Source organism: Nocardia sp. NPDC004722, from assembly GCF_053601505.1.
Genome location: NZ_JBSGBY010000155.1, coordinates 1 through 14,849, shown reverse-complemented (window position 1 = coordinate 14,849; position 14,849 = coordinate 1). Strand labels below are relative to the sequence as shown.

The 14,849-nt window shown below is 65.2% G+C and carries 12 protein-coding genes, 2 tRNA genes and 1 pseudogene; 10 read left to right on the top strand and 5 right to left on the bottom strand.

From position 1 onward, the window contains the following. Positions 1-460, top strand: a pseudogene (locus tag ACWELQ_RS17535) (hypothetical protein); the annotation flags it as partial. A gap of 80 nt (positions 461-540) precedes the next feature. Here the strand turns inward: ACWELQ_RS17535 and ACWELQ_RS17530 are convergent. After that, a complete protein-coding gene (locus ACWELQ_RS17530; RefSeq protein ID WP_452398089.1) occupies positions 541-1,626 on the bottom strand; it encodes an Lrp/AsnC family transcriptional regulator in 1,086 nt (361 codons plus the stop codon). A 132-nt stretch (positions 1,627-1,758) separates the two neighbouring features. On the opposite strand from ACWELQ_RS17530, the gene ACWELQ_RS17525 reads away from it, so the two are divergent. Beyond that, entirely contained in the window at positions 1,759-2,613 is an 855-nt protein-coding gene (locus tag ACWELQ_RS17525; RefSeq protein ID WP_452398088.1) for an NAD(P)H-binding protein, read from the top strand. Positions 2,614-2,707: 94 nt separating this feature from the next. Here the strand turns inward: ACWELQ_RS17525 and ACWELQ_RS17520 are convergent, their stop codons facing one another. After that, a complete protein-coding gene (locus ACWELQ_RS17520) occupies positions 2,708-3,253 on the bottom strand; it encodes a transglycosylase family protein (protein ID WP_452398087.1) in 546 nt (181 codons plus the stop codon). 535 nt (positions 3,254-3,788) lie between these two features. Here ACWELQ_RS17520 and ACWELQ_RS17515 point away from each other — a divergent pair. Beyond that, positions 3,789-3,862 (top strand) — tRNA-Met (locus ACWELQ_RS17515). A 55-nt stretch (positions 3,863-3,917) separates the two neighbouring features. Here ACWELQ_RS17515 and ACWELQ_RS17510 read toward each other — a convergent pair. The 3 genes from ACWELQ_RS17510 to ACWELQ_RS17500 form a co-directional block, all read right to left on the bottom strand. Beyond that, complete coding sequence (locus tag ACWELQ_RS17510; RefSeq protein ID WP_452398086.1) at positions 3,918-5,723, bottom strand: hypothetical protein; 1,806 nt, start codon at positions 5,721-5,723, stop codon at positions 3,918-3,920. Next, positions 5,720-7,477, bottom strand: coding sequence for a hypothetical protein (locus ACWELQ_RS17505; RefSeq protein WP_452398085.1), 1,758 nt, complete (start codon positions 7,475-7,477; stop codon positions 5,720-5,722). The genes ACWELQ_RS17510 and ACWELQ_RS17505 overlap by 4 nt, the downstream gene beginning before the upstream one ends. Before the next feature lie 107 nt (positions 7,478-7,584). Then, positions 7,585-8,574 carry an endonuclease/exonuclease/phosphatase family protein gene (locus ACWELQ_RS17500; protein WP_452398084.1) on the bottom strand — a complete coding sequence of 330 codons (990 nt, stop codon included), beginning with the start codon at positions 8,572-8,574 and terminating at the stop codon, positions 7,585-7,587. A 242-nt stretch (positions 8,575-8,816) separates the two neighbouring features. On the opposite strand from ACWELQ_RS17500, the gene ACWELQ_RS17495 reads away from it, so the two are divergent. The 7 genes from ACWELQ_RS17495 to ACWELQ_RS17465 all read left to right on the top strand — a co-directional run bounded on the left by ACWELQ_RS17495 (position 8,817) and on the right by ACWELQ_RS17465 (position 14,835). Next, entirely contained in the window at positions 8,817-9,578 is a 762-nt protein-coding gene (locus tag ACWELQ_RS17495; RefSeq protein WP_452398083.1) for a PP2C family protein-serine/threonine phosphatase, read from the top strand. Positions 9,579-9,656: 78 nt separating this feature from the next. Next, positions 9,657-9,730: transfer RNA gene (locus ACWELQ_RS17490), tRNA-Met, on the top strand. A 407-nt stretch (positions 9,731-10,137) separates the two neighbouring features. Next, a complete protein-coding gene (locus ACWELQ_RS17485; RefSeq protein WP_452398082.1) occupies positions 10,138-10,437 on the top strand; it encodes a hypothetical protein in 300 nt (99 codons plus the stop codon). A gap of 38 nt (positions 10,438-10,475) precedes the next feature. Next, the gene (locus tag ACWELQ_RS17480; RefSeq protein ID WP_452398081.1) at positions 10,476-12,128 is read left to right on the top strand and encodes an alpha/beta hydrolase; all 1,653 of its coding nucleotides are present in this window, start codon (positions 10,476-10,478) and stop codon (positions 12,126-12,128) included. Next, a complete protein-coding gene (locus ACWELQ_RS17475) occupies positions 12,128-12,742 on the top strand; it encodes an LppA family lipoprotein (RefSeq protein WP_452398080.1) in 615 nt (204 codons plus the stop codon). The genes ACWELQ_RS17480 and ACWELQ_RS17475 overlap by 1 nt, the downstream gene beginning before the upstream one ends. 54 nt (positions 12,743-12,796) lie before the next feature. Further along, positions 12,797-13,174, top strand: a complete 378-nt coding sequence (locus tag ACWELQ_RS17470) for a hypothetical protein (RefSeq protein ID WP_452398079.1) — start codon at positions 12,797-12,799, stop codon at positions 13,172-13,174. A gap of 95 nt (positions 13,175-13,269) precedes the next feature. Continuing rightward, the gene (locus tag ACWELQ_RS17465; protein WP_452398078.1) at positions 13,270-14,835 is read left to right on the top strand and encodes an alpha/beta hydrolase; all 1,566 of its coding nucleotides are present in this window, start codon (positions 13,270-13,272) and stop codon (positions 14,833-14,835) included. Positions 14,836-14,849 lie beyond the last annotated feature (14 nt).

Sequence of the window (14,849 nt, the reverse complement as noted above, 5' to 3'; positions counted from 1 at the left end):
GATCGGCATGCTTGGCGCGCAGCATGGTCAGCGATCGGATGAGCACCGCGCGGGTGTCGGCCGGATCGATCACGTCGTCGATCAGTCCGCGTTCGCCAACGCACCGTCTTTCGCGCAGCTGGTGAAGGTGCTGGTCAGCTACAACGACAAGATCGGCTACGGCTCCACCGTCAAGGAGGCGCTGGCCCAGGTCGGGGCCACCGACCTGGCCAATGCCGCGATCGACGTGCCCGGCCAGGTGGTGACGCCGCCCACCCAGGGTGGCGCGACCACACCGCCGCCCACCCCGACGCCGCCCCCGGCGTCCGGTTCGGCGGGTAAGGACGCGGCCGTCAAGCAGCTCGACGACGCCCTGAAGGCCGTCCAGGATGCCCAGAAGTCCGGCGACCTCGGGCAATTGGGCAAGGCGCTGGAACAGCTGCAGACCGCGGTGAACAACTACCAGAAGCCGGGCAACTGACCCACTGACGGTTCGCTCGACGCGAAGGCGCTGTCATCCCCTGGATGACAGCGCCTTTCGCATCTGCGGGGGCCCCGGGATCAGGGGCGGGGACGGCGGACGGGGACGGCGGGCGGCGCGGTGGACTTCACCGTGGCGAGGACCGGGGTCGTCTCGAGGGTATGGATCGCGTCGAAGGATCCGATGCGGTCGATCAGATAGCGGTGCAGGGCGGCAGGGTCGGGACATAGCGCCTCGGCGACCAGATTGGTGCGACCGGTGGTCGCGGCCACGAAGGCCAATTCCTCGTGGTGAGAAAGGGATTCGGCGACGGCGTCGAGCTGCCCCGGCGCGACGGTCGCCCACAACAGGGCACGGGTGGAGACGCCGAGCGCCCGGTCGTCGAGATCGACATCCAGATAGAGCGCCCCGGCGGCGCGCAGGTCCGCGATGCGCCGCGCCACCGTCGACTGGGACCAGCCGGTGGCGGACGCGAGATCCGCCAGGGTCGCGCGGCCGTCCACTCGTAAGGCGGAGACCAGTGCCGTGTCGGCGGCGGAGAGCGGCTTGGACGCTCCGGCACGGGATTTCAGCTCCTTTGCGGTGTGGTTCGGCTGCCGGGCGTCCTCGTCCGCGCCGGAGGCTTCCGGGTTTGTCACGCTTGCGTCTTCAGAGGTCGCGTCGTGCGCTTCGAAATGGTTGCGCGACAGCAGTTGTCGGCGTTGCGCGGCGTCGAGCACGGTGAGTCGTCCTGGCCAGGCCGTTGGGCCACCCACATAGGTGTGCAGGACGTAGTGCGCCGAAATGCCGGTGATCGCCGAGGTTTTGGGCAGGTCGTCCAGCAGTAGAGCCGGTGCGTCGGGGCCCGGGCCGTCGACGATGAGGAACAGTTCCGTGCCGCCGGAGGTGAGCATCACCCAGCTGGTGTCGGCGCGGCGGGCCAGAGCGTCGGCGAGCTTGCGGGTGGTGGCCGGGGTGCAGGTGAGGCGGACCAGCCACTGGGTGGTCGCGGTTCGGCCCGGATCGGGCAGCCCGACCACACGCAGGCCGTAGTCCCCGCGCAGGCGCTGATAGCGGCGGGCGACGGTCTGGGTCGAGACGCCGAGCACCTCGCCGATGCGATTGAACGGTGCCCGGCCGTCGAGGTGCAGGGCATGGACGAGACCGCGATCCACATCGTCGAGCATGGAAGAAATCATCGCATGTGGACCAGTTCTGGAACATATCACCGATCTGGCGGCGCTTTATGGTCCCTATTCCCCGCATTTCGCAGGATGGGGGAGCGGGAGAAACCCGCCGATGGATGAACGGAGTACCCCATGTTTCTCGTGACCGGAGCCACCGGAACCGTCGGCCGCGCGGTGGTCGATCAGCTGCTGGCCGCGGGCCATCCGGTGCGGGCCGTCACCCGTCGCCCGGAGGCCGCGGACCTGCCCGCGGGGGTCGAGGTGGTGCGCGCCGATCTGGGCGACCCCGGCAGCCTGCCCGCAGCGGTGTCGGGGGTGCGTGCCGTGTTCCTGTCCACCGCGGGCCCCGAGATCCCCACGCACGACGCGAATCTCGCGCGGGCCGCGGCGGCCGCGGGTGTCGAGCGCATCGTGAAACTGTCCTCCGGTCGCGCCGGTGATGCCGCCGCGACCGACCCGATCCCGGCCTGGCATCGTGCCGGGGAGGACGCCGTCCGTGCGAGCGGTCCGGACTGGACCATGGTGCGCCCCATGGGTTTCATGTCCAATGCATTGCACTGGGCCTACTCGGTGCGTGAGTTCGGCAGTGTCCGTGCGCCTTTCGGGCAGGGCCGGATCGCGGTGGTGGATCCGCGGGATATCGCGGCGGTCGCCGTCGCGGCGCTCACCGAGCCCGGGCACGCCGGGCAGATCTACACGGTGACCGGTCCGCAGGCTTTGTCGCCGGGCGAGCAGACCGACGCGTTGGCCGAAATCCTGGGCCGCGCACTGCGATTCGAGGAGATCTCGCCGGAGCAGGCGCGGGCGGATCTGCTGCGCTTCGGGGTCGAGCCGGAGATGGCCGGGGCGATCATGGCGTTGCGGGCCACGGCGCTGGAGTCCTTCACGTCGGTGGTGCATCCGACGGTCGAACTGGTCACGGGCCGGTCACCGCGAACCTTCCAAGAATGGGCATTCGATAATCAGGCCGCATTTACTGCCGCGTAATAACTATTATTGCCCGGAAATTGCGAAAAAGGTGCTGCCGTCACCATTGACGGCAGCACCTTTTCATTTCTTCCGGTATGGAAGGAGTCTCGGGCTACTTGCCCCAGGATTCGATGAGGCCCGCGTTGGCCTGCAGCAGATCGTTGTACTGGGCCTGCATGCCGACCTGCTCGGCGAGGCCGCCGGCGACGCTCTTGGCCTGATCGATGAGGGCCTGGCGGTCGTTCGGGACGACGGGGACGACGACCGGCTCGGGCGCGGCGGGCTCCGGGGCGGCCTCGGGCTCGGGAGTGGACTGGCCGCTGCGCAGGTACTGGCCGCAGACCGGCCAGGCACCGACGCCCTGGGTGGCGAGCACGTTCTCGGCCACGCGGATCTGCTCGGCCTTGCTGGCGTTGCTGGCGGAACCGGCGCCGCCGTTGGCGTTCCAGGTGCTCTGCGAGAACTGCAGGCCGCCGTAGTAGCCGTTGCCGGTGTTGATGCCCCAGTTGCCGCCGCTCTCACACTGGGCGACGCCGTCCCAGTCGTGTGCCGGAGCGGCGGAGGCGGTCGCGGTGAAGCCGAACGGGACGGCAACAAGTGCGCCGGTGACTGCGGCGAGGCCGAGTGCGCGAGTGTTGATCTTCCGGTTCTGTTTCATGGTGTAGTCCCTCCCTGCGCTACCAACCCGGCGCGTTTGCTCCGCCGTGTCCCTGTCCCCAGGAGGTCTGGGTTTCCGACCGCGGGACAGGGTTTCCGGAGTGCAGCGGTTCGGTTCGGTGCCCATCTCAGGTTTGATCCGGGCCGGAACTGACCATAACGAGGAAATCTCGGCAGATCACGTCTTGATAACTTCAGAATTGCATGAAGCGAATGACGCCGAAAACGGCGTTGATGCAGGTTGGCTATGCTGCAAATGCCAATCCCGATCGGTCTGTTATACGCCCGTGATGTGACTGGTATCACTCACAATTTGTGACACCGGTCACGTTTTTCGCGCATTTCGGCGGTCATACGTGCGCGCGAGCCTTTCAAACGGAAGATTTTCAACCTGATCACTCCGCTTAGCGCCCCCTCGAGTCGCTGGCCTCGTCGCGCCATCCCCACCGCTTCGCCGCCGAAACAAGCGCATAAATACCTATTGACCAGCGGATTTGGTACAACTCCCAGCCCGTGTGTAATGTTGTGTTCACCGACGCGGGGTGGAGCAGCTCGGTAGCTCGCTGGGCTCATAACCCAGAGGTCGCAGGTTCAAATCCTGTCCCCGCTACAAAAGCGAACGACCCGGAACCATCAGGTTCCGGGTCGTTCTGCGTTGCGGGCGTTCAGCTTTGCGTGAGGAAGGCGGCGATGTAGCTGCTGGCGGGTTCGGGGAGGCCGTTGTTCTGCTTCTCGGCGGCGGTCACCACGTCGTAGTGGCGGTAGCCCGGGAGGTACTTCGCGTTGTAGGGCGCGAGGCCCGCCAAGGCGACGTTCTGGACCGGTGAGTCGCCCGCGAACAACGTCAGGTTGCGCTTGCCCGCGGGGGTGCTCTGCCAGCGGTCGCCGTGCAGCAGGAAGTTCAGGATGCCGCCGGAGCGGTACTGCAGCTTGGCGAGGTCGCCGTCGCGGCCCAGGCCGAGGGCGAAGGCGGTGTCGGTGACCAGCCGGATCGGTGTGTACTCCTCGAAGTAGTTCACCGGCTGCCAGCCGGGATTCATGGCGTGTGCGAACTGACGGATGTCGGTGGGCTCGTGGTCCTGGTCGGTTTCGGGGCCGTGACCCAGGACGGGACCGTCGATACTCGACGGCGCGACCTGGTCGTAGTTGCGCCAGCCGCAGAGCTGGTCGTGCGAGGCCGGAGTGTAGTTCTGGCCGTAGCCGACCCGCAGCGGGATGACGAACAGGGTGGGGCCCAGGATCGGCACCGAGGCCAGGCCGTTGGGGATCGGGTAGGTCTTGCCCGCGACCGGGCAGTCGTAGAACCCGAGTCCGGCTTGCATGACGTACTCGGCGGAGTTCTGGTCGAAGTACATGCCCAGCAGCGCGCGGTTGGTGACGCGGTAGTCGGTGGGCAGGTTGGCTCCGGTGAAGAAGTCCAGGTAGTCCTTGTCGTACATGGCGCGCATCCATGTCTCGGTGCGCAGCTCGCGCGGCACCAGATTCTTCAGATCGCTTTCGGCGTCGGGATTCTGGTCGGCGGCCATGGCGGCGAGGTTGTAGGTGTGCAGGAGCTCCGAGGCGGAGATGACCGGCAGCTGAGCCACGCTGAGGCCGTTGTGGGCGAGATAGTCGACGGCGTTCTTGACCGCGCCGCCGGCGGCCGACATCAACTGGTCGAGGAGTCCGGTGCCCGAGAACCCGGCGGGGTCGGTCATGGCCAGCCCGTCCTCGGGGACGGTGCCGCCGCCGCAGAGGTTGAATCCGGCGTAGTCGGTCGCGTTCGCGTCGCCCGCGAAGTTCCACGCCATCATCGGCCCGGTGAGGAACGCGCCCAGCGAGTGCCCGCCGCAGAAGCTCTTGGTGCGCTGCGTCGGATCCGGCAGCACGTGCTCGATGACCGCGCGCCAGTCGTCGAGGGTCAGGGCCAGGCCGTAGTCACCGAGGAAGGCCAGATCCTGGGGTGTCTGATAGTGGTAGGTCTGGCCGTTGATCGACGCGCCGCGGAAGTAGTAGTCGGCGGCGACGTGATAGTCCCCGGCCTGCTGTGCCGCTTCCCAGCCGGTGCGGTCCTCCATACAGCTCGAACGCCGTTGCAGCGAAATGTATTCGACGTGTTTGCCCATCGCGGCGGCCTTGCGCACCACCTGCGGGGCCTGGATGTCGAGATTGCCGGGGCCGGAGAAGGTTCCGGGCTGCATGGTGAGCACCGCGTCGGCGTCGGCGGTGTCGGCCGGTCCGGTCTTGGAGCGGTAGCGGATGTAGCCGATCCAGTCGCAAGCTTCCGGATGCGCCGTCGTCGCGTACGGGCTCGGATAGTGCAGGCGCACAGAGGTCGCCTCGACATCGTCACCGAGGCCGGGGTCGCCGGTGACCGGGGTGACGATCTCGCGGTCGGGCACCGGCAGCGGCGCGGTGTCGGCGTGCGCGAAGACCGGGACGGCGGCGAGACCCATTGCGGCACACAGGATCAGTGGGGCAAGGCGGATCATCCGAGACTCCTCACGAAGCGGGCGAGGGTCTCGCCGCTGTAATCGGGGTTGCCGTCGTTCTGCACGGCCGCGGCACCGATGGTGTCGATGTGGTTGTAGCCGGGCAGGGTGACGACCTGCGCGGAGGCGGGGACGGGGAAGAGGGTGCCAACCCCGTACTGCACGACGCTGTCGGCGGCCCAGGCGACGTAGTTGGGTTTGGTGCGGTTCGCGCCGTGGTAGCGCAGCCCGGCCATCTCACCACTGCGGGCTCCGCCGTAGCCTGCGCCGAGGTCGACGACGACCCGCAGCGGGAAGTAGGTCTCCCAGTACGCACCGGGCTGTCCGGTCGCCAATTGCCTTGCGGTGTCTCGGATGTCGGCCACCTCGTGGCCGGGGGAGGTGTACGGCACGCCGGTGACGTCGTTGTAGTTGCGCCAGGTATAGAGGACGGCGGGGTCGGTTGGCGCGACCCGTTGCTGCGGGCCCGCGCTCATTCGCAGGTAGTTGCCGAGCAGAGGCAGTTGCGCGACCGCTCCGGGGGTGGGGAAGGTCTTCTCCTGCACCGGACCTCCGCTCAACGCGCCCACACCCTGTTGGAACAGTGCGAAGTTCGTCGAGTTGTTGTCGATGAGCACACCCAGCAGCGCGGTGTTGGTGAAGCGGAAATCGCGGATGCCGCCGCCCGATCCGCCCTTGGCGGCGAAATCCGACCAGGAGGGCGCGAACAGGAAGTTCAGTGTCGCGTCGATATCGGGATCGTGGGGGAGATGAGCGAGCAGCCGGCTCTCGCCGTCGGGATCGAGGTGGGCGGCCAGGCCCGCCAGCCGCATGATCATCAGGGCCTTGGTGCCCAGTACGGGCATGTCGCCCATCACGCGCGGCATGACGTCGGCGCGGAATCCGGCCTGCACCACCGAATCCGTCGGCCCGACAATGGCATTGGTGAGATCGTGCAGGAGCGGGGTGTTCTGGATCGCCACCGGATCCGAGTTGATCATCGAGTCCTGCGAGGCGAATGCCGCGCACTGGTCCGCGCCGGAGTGGCCGTCGAAGTCCCAGTCGGCGAAGAATCCGGTCACCAAGCCGCCCAGCGAGATTCCGGTGCACACGTACTTGCGTTGCCGCTGCGCGAGGTCGGGCACCTCGGCCGCCATCACCTCGTACTGGTCGCGGACGATCCGCTCGAGGCCCATCTGGTCCAGTACCGGCAGGTCCGCCGAGGACTTGAAGCCGGGGAAGCGCATCCCGTCGATGGGCGCGCCGTTGAAGTAGTAGTCGGCCGCGTCGAGGTAGTCGCCGGTGCGGGCCGCGTAGTCGAATCCGGTGTTCTCGTCCAGGCACGAACTGCGGCGGGCCAGTGCCCAGAATTCGATGTGCTGGCCCATCGCCCGCGCCGAGTGCACGGTGTTGAAGGCGACGCTGTCGGAGTTCGCGGTCCCGCCGAACATGCCCTGCTGCTGCACGACGATGTGGTCGGCGTCCGCCGCGGTGGCCGGGCCGTCGACCGACCGGTAGCGGATATAACCGACGCGATCACAGGCCGCCGGATGCGGCGGGGCGGAGGCGGGCAGCGGCAACGCGAAGCTGACAGAGGAGATCGCGATGCCGTCCCGGGTCGACAGCGGCTGTTCCTGCCGGTCGCCCGCCGCACTGACGGGTTCGGAATCGGCTGTCGCCGTACCGATTTGGAGGGAAGGGGCGGTGAGCACCAGCAGCGCCGCCCACGCGCCGCAACCGCATCGGCGCAGTGCCGACCGAACCACGTTGTTCATGCGACGAAGTCTTCATTTTGTGAGACTGAGCGGTCTACCCAAGTTTTCACAGAAATCGACGTGCCCGGTTTGGGCATCTGCAAGAAGCGGCTGGTGGCGGCCGGTCGTCAGAAGCGAAGTCGGGCGATGACCGCGCGGTGGTCGGTGTCGGGAATGGTGTGGGAGTGGATGGCGGTGGCGCTGCCCCCGGCGAGCAGGACGCGGTCGATGCCGATGATCGGGCCCCAGTGCCGGTCGGTCGGCCAGGTGGGCAGTGCGCCGACGCCCAGGAGTTCGGCGGAGTCGGCGTAGCGGCCGGTGGTCAGGGCGCGGAAGGCCGCGTGGTCGTAGGTGGAGTTGAAGTCGCCGCTGGCGATCACCTTGCCGGTCTGCTCGGCCAGCAGTTCGCGGATGCGGGTCAGTTCGTGCGACCACACTCCGGCGTTCGACAACGGCGGAATGGGATGGAACGCGAATACCGGAATCGATCCGAGGGTGGGGTGAATCATGGTGGCGCGCAGATTGTTCAGCCAGAAGCCCTCGAACTTGACGCCGTCCTCGAGGGGGTAGCGGCTGAAGATGCCGGTGCCCTGGCCGCCGCCGGAAGGCGCGGTGTAGCGATATGGCAGCAGGTCCGCGAGTCCGGCCGTGTCGAGCCGATTCAGCAGTTCGGGCGTGAGTTCCTCGATGGTCAGCACCTCGGCCGAGTTCTCCCGCGCCGCCCGCACCACCGCCTCGGCGTTCCCGCGTCCGAGCTCCAGATTCGATTGCATCACAACGAGATCCGTGCCCGGCGGCGCGCTGCCGTCCGGCCACAGCATCGGCAGCTGCGACCACAGCGCCGCGGCGGACACCGCGACGGCCAGCCCCGCGCTCACCCACCGCCGGGCCAATCCCAGCACGACGATCGCGACGAGCGCGCCCACCATCAGATAGGACGCGAACGACGCGGCCAGCACGGCCGGTTCCCACACGCGCGTGTTGTAGTGCAGCCCAACCCCGATGGCACCGGCGAGCAGCAACAGCCAACCTGCGACTGTTCCCAGCACCCGCCACCAGCGGCGACCCCGCCGTGCCGGTTCGACGACCGGTAGATCCTGCGCAAGCCCGTGCACCATCGTGTGATTCCCTCCCACCCTTCGATTCCTGTAGACCCTACCGTTCGGACAAATCACGCATTTCGGTCACATGGTGGGGGTGTCGAGGAATTCGACCGGTTCAGCCCGTCGTCGTGACCCAACCGATGTCGACTCCACAGCAATCACTCAGGCAATTCGGGAGTGCTGCTCGGGTTCTGGTCGTTGACTCGGTAGTGCTGGTTGGCAGCACCCCGTGAGGGCGAGACCCAGGAGGTCGGCCATTGCATACCCAAGCCATCGACATCGGCGCAGTCGAGCCGGACGTGGACGCGGAAATCCGGCTCGGGCAGGTGGCGGGATCGGCGGTGAGCCTGCCCGGCAAGCGCCGCATCAATGCCGACGCGGTGGCCACCTTCACCGATCACGAGGTGGGCCGCAGCGCCTTCGTCGTCGCCGACGGCATCGGTGATCATCTCGCGGCCGCGCGCGCGGCGCGACTGGTGGCCCGGGTCGCGGCCCGGGTGGCGGTCCGCGACGGCGCGCACGCGGGAATCCTTGCGGCGCAACAAGAACTGCTGCGCGAGCTACCCGAGGAGAGCGCCGACAGTGTCCTGGTGGTCGCGGTCCTGCCGTCCGGCGGCAACCTCGACGCCCCCTGCGATATCGCCTGGGTCGGCGACTGCCGCGCCTACCGCTACAACGGCCGCGTCCTGCACCGCATCACCACCGATCACACTGTCGCCGAATACTTCCGGGCCCGCGGCCACGACCCCATCCCCGGATTGGCCCACCTGGTCACCTCTTCCGCCCGCACCGCCCGCCCCGAGGACATCGGCCACACCACCACCGGCTCCAGCACCGGCCGCCTCCTCCTGTGCACCGACGGCGTAGGCAAACGCCTCAACATGCCCACCATCAAATCGATTCTCGCCGAAGGCCCCTCACCCAAGCCCACCGCCGAAACCCTCGTCCACACCGCCCTGGCCACCGGCGGCACCGACAACACCACCGCCCTGGTAGTCGACGCCCACCCCCTCCCATGACTTCAAGACCACGAAAACCGGCCCTGACCACACGATTAGGTGCCTCTCCCGATGTGTGTGTAATGTTGTGTTCACCGACGCGGGGTGGAGCAGCTCGGTAGCTCGCTGGGCTCATAACCCAGAGGTCGCAGGTTCAAATCCTGTCCCCGCTACTAGGGGAAACGGCCCGGAACCAACTGGTTCCGGGCCGTTTTCGCGTTCGGTGGGCATCATTAGCAAACTCAGTTCTCAGGGGTACGGCGCTGTCCTACGGGTTTCGCAACGTCCCACCATGTAGCTGGCGACAGAGAACGTTTTGCAGCACCGTCATGGTGTTGGGCTGGCTGTGCCTTCAAATCGCAGACCCATCGTCGACAAATCCCCAAGTGGGACAAGATAATCACTACTAGTTCCACTCGCTGTCGGCAGCAACATCGTCAACCACGCCTCGGAGTACGGCACGGTAGGACCTTCGCGCCCATGAGCCTGACCACCAGTGCCGCCTCGACGGCAGCTTGGCTCACGGCCTGCGTGTTAATGTGCATCAGAGTTTGTACCGCGTATTAACCAGGGGGTTCCGGTGACCGACATTCTCGACGTCGACCTAACCACGCTGCACGGGCTGGCAACCGACCTGGGCGGGCAGGCGGATGACATTGGCAAGATCGCTCTTACCAAGGCGGTCAGCATGCCGGATTCTCCTGTGCAGGAGGTGTCGACGCAGGTCGGCGACGCAGTGAAGAAAGCTTACGGGTTGATCGGTGGCCAGATTCAAACCTTGGCGGACCGCGCGAAGTCGGCGTCGGGTAGCTACGAGGACATGGATCAGGCCAACAAAGCGCAGCTGGACAAGTACGGTCGCGGTGACGGTGTGAATTGACCACGGTCAGTCATGTCCGTGGGTGTGACCCGCAGTCGATGCTCGACTACGCCGCAGATTTGGTGACGCAGAACGACAGTTTCGTCACGAAGGTCGATGCGATGGAGCGGTCGGTCGACAACGCCATGAACCAATGGAAGGGCGCCGGCGCGACGGCCGCCTCCGAAAAGGCGATGGCACACAAACTGCACGGCAACCACCTCGCGACCACTATCGTCGGCATCGCCGACCACTACAACATCTACGGCGCTTCGCTTCTCGATACCCGCACCGCGTTGTTGAACATCCTCGACGTCGAGATGAAGAACTCGGGGATGACCGTCGATGATGATGGCACCGTGCACGCCCCGCAGGTGCCCGCGGATTCCGGCCAGCGGTATTCGGCTGCGAAGCCGCTGACCCAGCAGGTTCTCGACGGACAAGCTTCCGGGTACGAGAGTCGGATCAAGAACCTGCTGACGCAGTTCGGCGATGGGGAAACCGCAGCGGCGAAAGCGATTACGACTGATCTTCAAACGCTCGGTGAGTACGAGAAGACGCCCGACGGTGCGCCGATCCGCTCGAATGTGCAAGACATCTTGGACGGCAAGACCTCGCTGCCGACTGATCCGAAGCAACTGCACGATTTCTGGGGGACGTTGACCCCGGCCGAGAAAGACGCGCTCTACGAGAAGGACCAGTACCTCGGGAACCGTGACGGATTGCCCACCGTCGACCGCGATCATTACAACCGCGAGAAACTCGATGACGAACTGACGCGCGCGCAGAACGGCGACCCAGCGGTCAAGGACAAGCTGGGCGATCTGCAGGCCATCCAGACAACGCTGAACAAGCACCCGGAGGCCATGCTGATGCTGATGGACACCCAATCCGGGAACATGACCCACGCCGCGGTCGCGCTCGGCAACCCCGATACCGCCGCGAACGTGTCAGTCCACGCGCCGGGGCTGAACACCAACGTCAAAGACTCACTCGGAAGCATGGTCGACGAAGCAAAGAACGTGAAAACCCTTGCGGAGGACAGACTCCGCCGGTTACCGGATGGTGATTCGAAGAAGGGACAAAAGGAAGTACCCATCGCCTGGATCGGATCGGATCTGCCGCAGGGCAAAGTATGGCCTCCGAGCAAGTGGGACAGCTCGACGCCGGGCGGTGCTTTGCAGGTCGTCGATGACAAGATGGCCAAGGACGGAGCTCCGAAGTTGGCATCGTTCTACGACGGCGTGCGGGCCTCCCACGAGGACAGTTCTGTGCATTTGACGGCGGTTGGGCATTCTTACGGGTCATTGATGACCGGGCTCGCGGTACAGCAGGACGGCCATCAAGCCGTCGACGACCTCCTCGTCTACGGGTCACCGGGATTGGACCTTCCAACGAAACCCACATGGTGGCCTGGTGTCACTGATCCCCAAGTCGAGAAGCTCCATGTCCCTGACGGACATCGATTCGAAATGACTGGCGCCAACGACTTGGTCGCTAAGCTTCCAGCCTTCGGGGAGAATCCGAAATCCCTGACCGGCTTCACCCACCTGGAAACCGGAGCTGGCACGACACCGGACGGTGTGCTCCGCGACGGCGCCTACGGACATCCCGATTACCCCCGTAACGGCGGTAACGGCCAACTGCGCACCTCCGGCTGGAATATCGCGACGATCGTGGCAGGTCTCCCCACCGAGGCGGTGACGAAGTAATGACTCCCAGAATCTCTCGACTCAGCATCGCGGCGGCACTGACCGCCGCGGTGATCGCGACAACGGCAGGATGTGGCGACGTGGACACCCCCTACAAGAAGACCGGCCCCGCCGAAACCGCCCAAGCCGAACAGGAACTCCGGTCCCGACCCACCCTCGAGGACACGCAAGCGCGCCTCACTCAAGCGGTGAAAGACCTTGCCGCCTACGCGAGCTCACTGGTTCCCGACATGACCTGGTACTGGACTGACACCGACCGCCAGCCTTCAGGATGTGGTGCCCCGTACGACCAGACGAACGGCTGGGAGCTCTCCATGCCGAACTACGTCACCAAGGGCGGGGACTCCGCGCATGGTGGCGGCATTCCTGACGCGGTGTGGCCACAAGTGCGTGAGAAGGCCCGCCAGCTCGCGGCCGATCTGGGGGCTACCGAGCACGACCCTTTTCCTTTCAACGAGAAACCCGGTGACCGTGACGCCCGCTTCTATGGGAGCAACGGCACCGTACTGTGGCTGAGCACTCGAACCATCAGCAGCGAAACAGGTTGCCGATACCGCGCTGCCGACAAACCGGCCACCACCACTGTCTCACCGACCACCGAACAACCGAAATGACACCGGCATCCAGTCGGCGCGTCAGGACTCCGATCGACAAGGTGGCGAATGTCTGTGAAACACAATGATTCCGATGTATTGGGCTTGAAGGTGCAGCGCGCCCAGCATGCCCTCGAGCAGATCCGGGGCGTCGGTGTCGTCAACGGTATTCGTGTGATCGTGGATGCCGAGGATCGTCTGCTTTCTGTGACGGTTGGCGAGGAGGCTGCCATCATGGCTGCGTACCAGGCGGCCGTGGAGGACAAGCGCCCCAAGGTTGATGAGGCTTTGCGGGAGTTACGCGCCGATACGACCTTCGAAGCGGTATCGACATACACGAACGCGAACTCGGCTCAACTGGAAGCCGAGCGCCTGGAGCGGCAGCGAAAGCTGAACGAAGAGTTCGACGACGACTACTACGAACGCGGTTCGATCAAGGCCCCGGATTGGTAGTCATTGTGTTGGGGTACGGCGCAGTTTTTGCGGTGCGATTGAATCAGGGGGTCCAGTGGCTGACATTTTCGATTCGGTCGCGGTGAGGGCGTGAATTGACCACGATCAGCCACGTGCGCGGGTGCAACCCGCAGTCGATGCTCGACTATGCCGCCGACCTTGTGAAGCAGAACGATAGCTTTGTCACGAAGGTCGACGCGATGGAGACATCCATCGATGGAGCGATGAACAACTGGAAGGGCGCCGGCGCGACAGCGGCCTCCGAGAAGGCTTTGGCGCACAAGCTTCACAGCAATCACCTCGCGACCACCATCGTCGGCATCGCCGATCACTACAACACCTACGGCACTCAACTCGGTGATACCCGGACCGCGCTATTGAAGATCGTTGACACGGAAGTCCATGACGCAGGGATGACGGTGGAAGACGACGGTACCGTGACCGCGCCGAAGGTTCCCAACAACTCCGGTCAACCGCTGACCGGGACCGCTGCGTTGATTCAGCAGATGATCGATGGACAGGCGTCAGGATTTCAGACTCGGATCAAGGCACTGTTGTTCCAGTTCGGCTTGTCAGAAATATCGGCGGCAACAGCGATCAAAGCCGATCTGCAGCTACTCAGCGGTTATGAGAAGACGCCGGATGGCGCACCGGTCAGTCCGAGTGTGCAGAAAATTCTGGACGGCGACGATCAACTGCCCACTGATCCCAAGAAACTCCACGATTTTTGGGAGAGCCTGACACCGGCGGAGAAAGACGCACTCTACGAAAAGGACAACTACATAGGTAACCGTGACGGTCTGCCCACAGTGGACCGCGACCACTACAACCGCGAGAAACTCGACGACGAACTGACCCGCGCCCAGAACGGCGACCCGGCAGTCAAAGACAAACTCTCCGATTTGCAGGGCATCGCTGCTGCACTCGACGGGTCCGACCGGTACCTGATGCTGATGGACACCCAGTCCGGCAGCATCCCTCATGCTGCAGTCGCAGCTGGTAATCCTGACACCGCCGACCACGTGTGCACCTACGTACCGGGAACCACTTCGCGTCCCTCGATCATGAACGGGGACGGGACAAAGGCCGACGACCCGACGGAAAACGACGATATGGCGCGAGTCGATGCGATGAGGCAGCAAGCTCAGAAGGACGGTGCCCCGAACACATCGGTGATCGCGTGGTTCGGCTATGACGCACCACAGCAGCTGCTCAATGCCTCACATGTGCACTACGCAGACAAGGCAGCACCCGCGCTGGACCAGTTCCAAGACGGGCTCCGGGCCTCCCACGAGGGTCAGCCGTCGTACAACACAGTGCTCGGCCACAGCTACGGCACGACCGTCGTGGGCGACGCAGCCAGTCATGGACATACCCTCAATGCCGATTCCGTGGTACTCGTCGCCAGTCCGGGCACCACCCTTGGGCATGCCAGCGACCTCAGTCTGACCGGTGTGCCACAGGCTGATACACCCAAACATGTCTACGCCACCAAGGCTGACAATGATCCGGTAGCTCTGTATGGCGAGAATAGTTACGATCCGCTTCTCCGATGGTTCAAGCGTCATGGCGTCGACGACTTCGGTGTAGACCCGACGTGGCATCAGTACGGCGCTCAGTCATTCCCCTGGGTTCCCGGGAGCACGTGCTGGTACGGATAGAACGGAGATGCGCA

What these genes read in the sequence shown, in the direction of transcription:
- ACWELQ_RS17530 (WP_452398089.1), bottom strand. Translation starts at nt 1,626, where the DNA reads ATGCTCGACGATGTGGATCGCGGTCTCGTCCATGCCCTGCACCTCGAC.
- ACWELQ_RS17525 (WP_452398088.1), top strand. Translation starts at nt 1,759, where the DNA reads ATGTTTCTCGTGACCGGAGCCACCGGAACCGTCGGCCGCGCGGTGGTC.
- ACWELQ_RS17520 (WP_452398087.1), bottom strand. Translation starts at nt 3,253, where the DNA reads ATGAAACAGAACCGGAAGATCAACACTCGCGCACTCGGCCTCGCCGCA.
- ACWELQ_RS17510 (WP_452398086.1), bottom strand. Translation starts at nt 5,723, where the DNA reads ATGATCCGCCTTGCCCCACTGATCCTGTGTGCCGCAATGGGTCTCGCC.
- ACWELQ_RS17505 (WP_452398085.1), bottom strand. Translation starts at nt 7,477, where the DNA reads ATGAACAACGTGGTTCGGTCGGCACTGCGCCGATGCGGTTGCGGCGCG.
- ACWELQ_RS17500 (WP_452398084.1), bottom strand. Translation starts at nt 8,574, where the DNA reads ATGGTGCACGGGCTTGCGCAGGATCTACCGGTCGTCGAACCGGCACGG.
- ACWELQ_RS17480 (WP_452398081.1), top strand. Translation starts at nt 10,476, where the DNA reads ATGCTCGACTACGCCGCAGATTTGGTGACGCAGAACGACAGTTTCGTC.
- ACWELQ_RS17475 (WP_452398080.1), top strand. Translation starts at nt 12,128, where the DNA reads ATGACTCCCAGAATCTCTCGACTCAGCATCGCGGCGGCACTGACCGCC.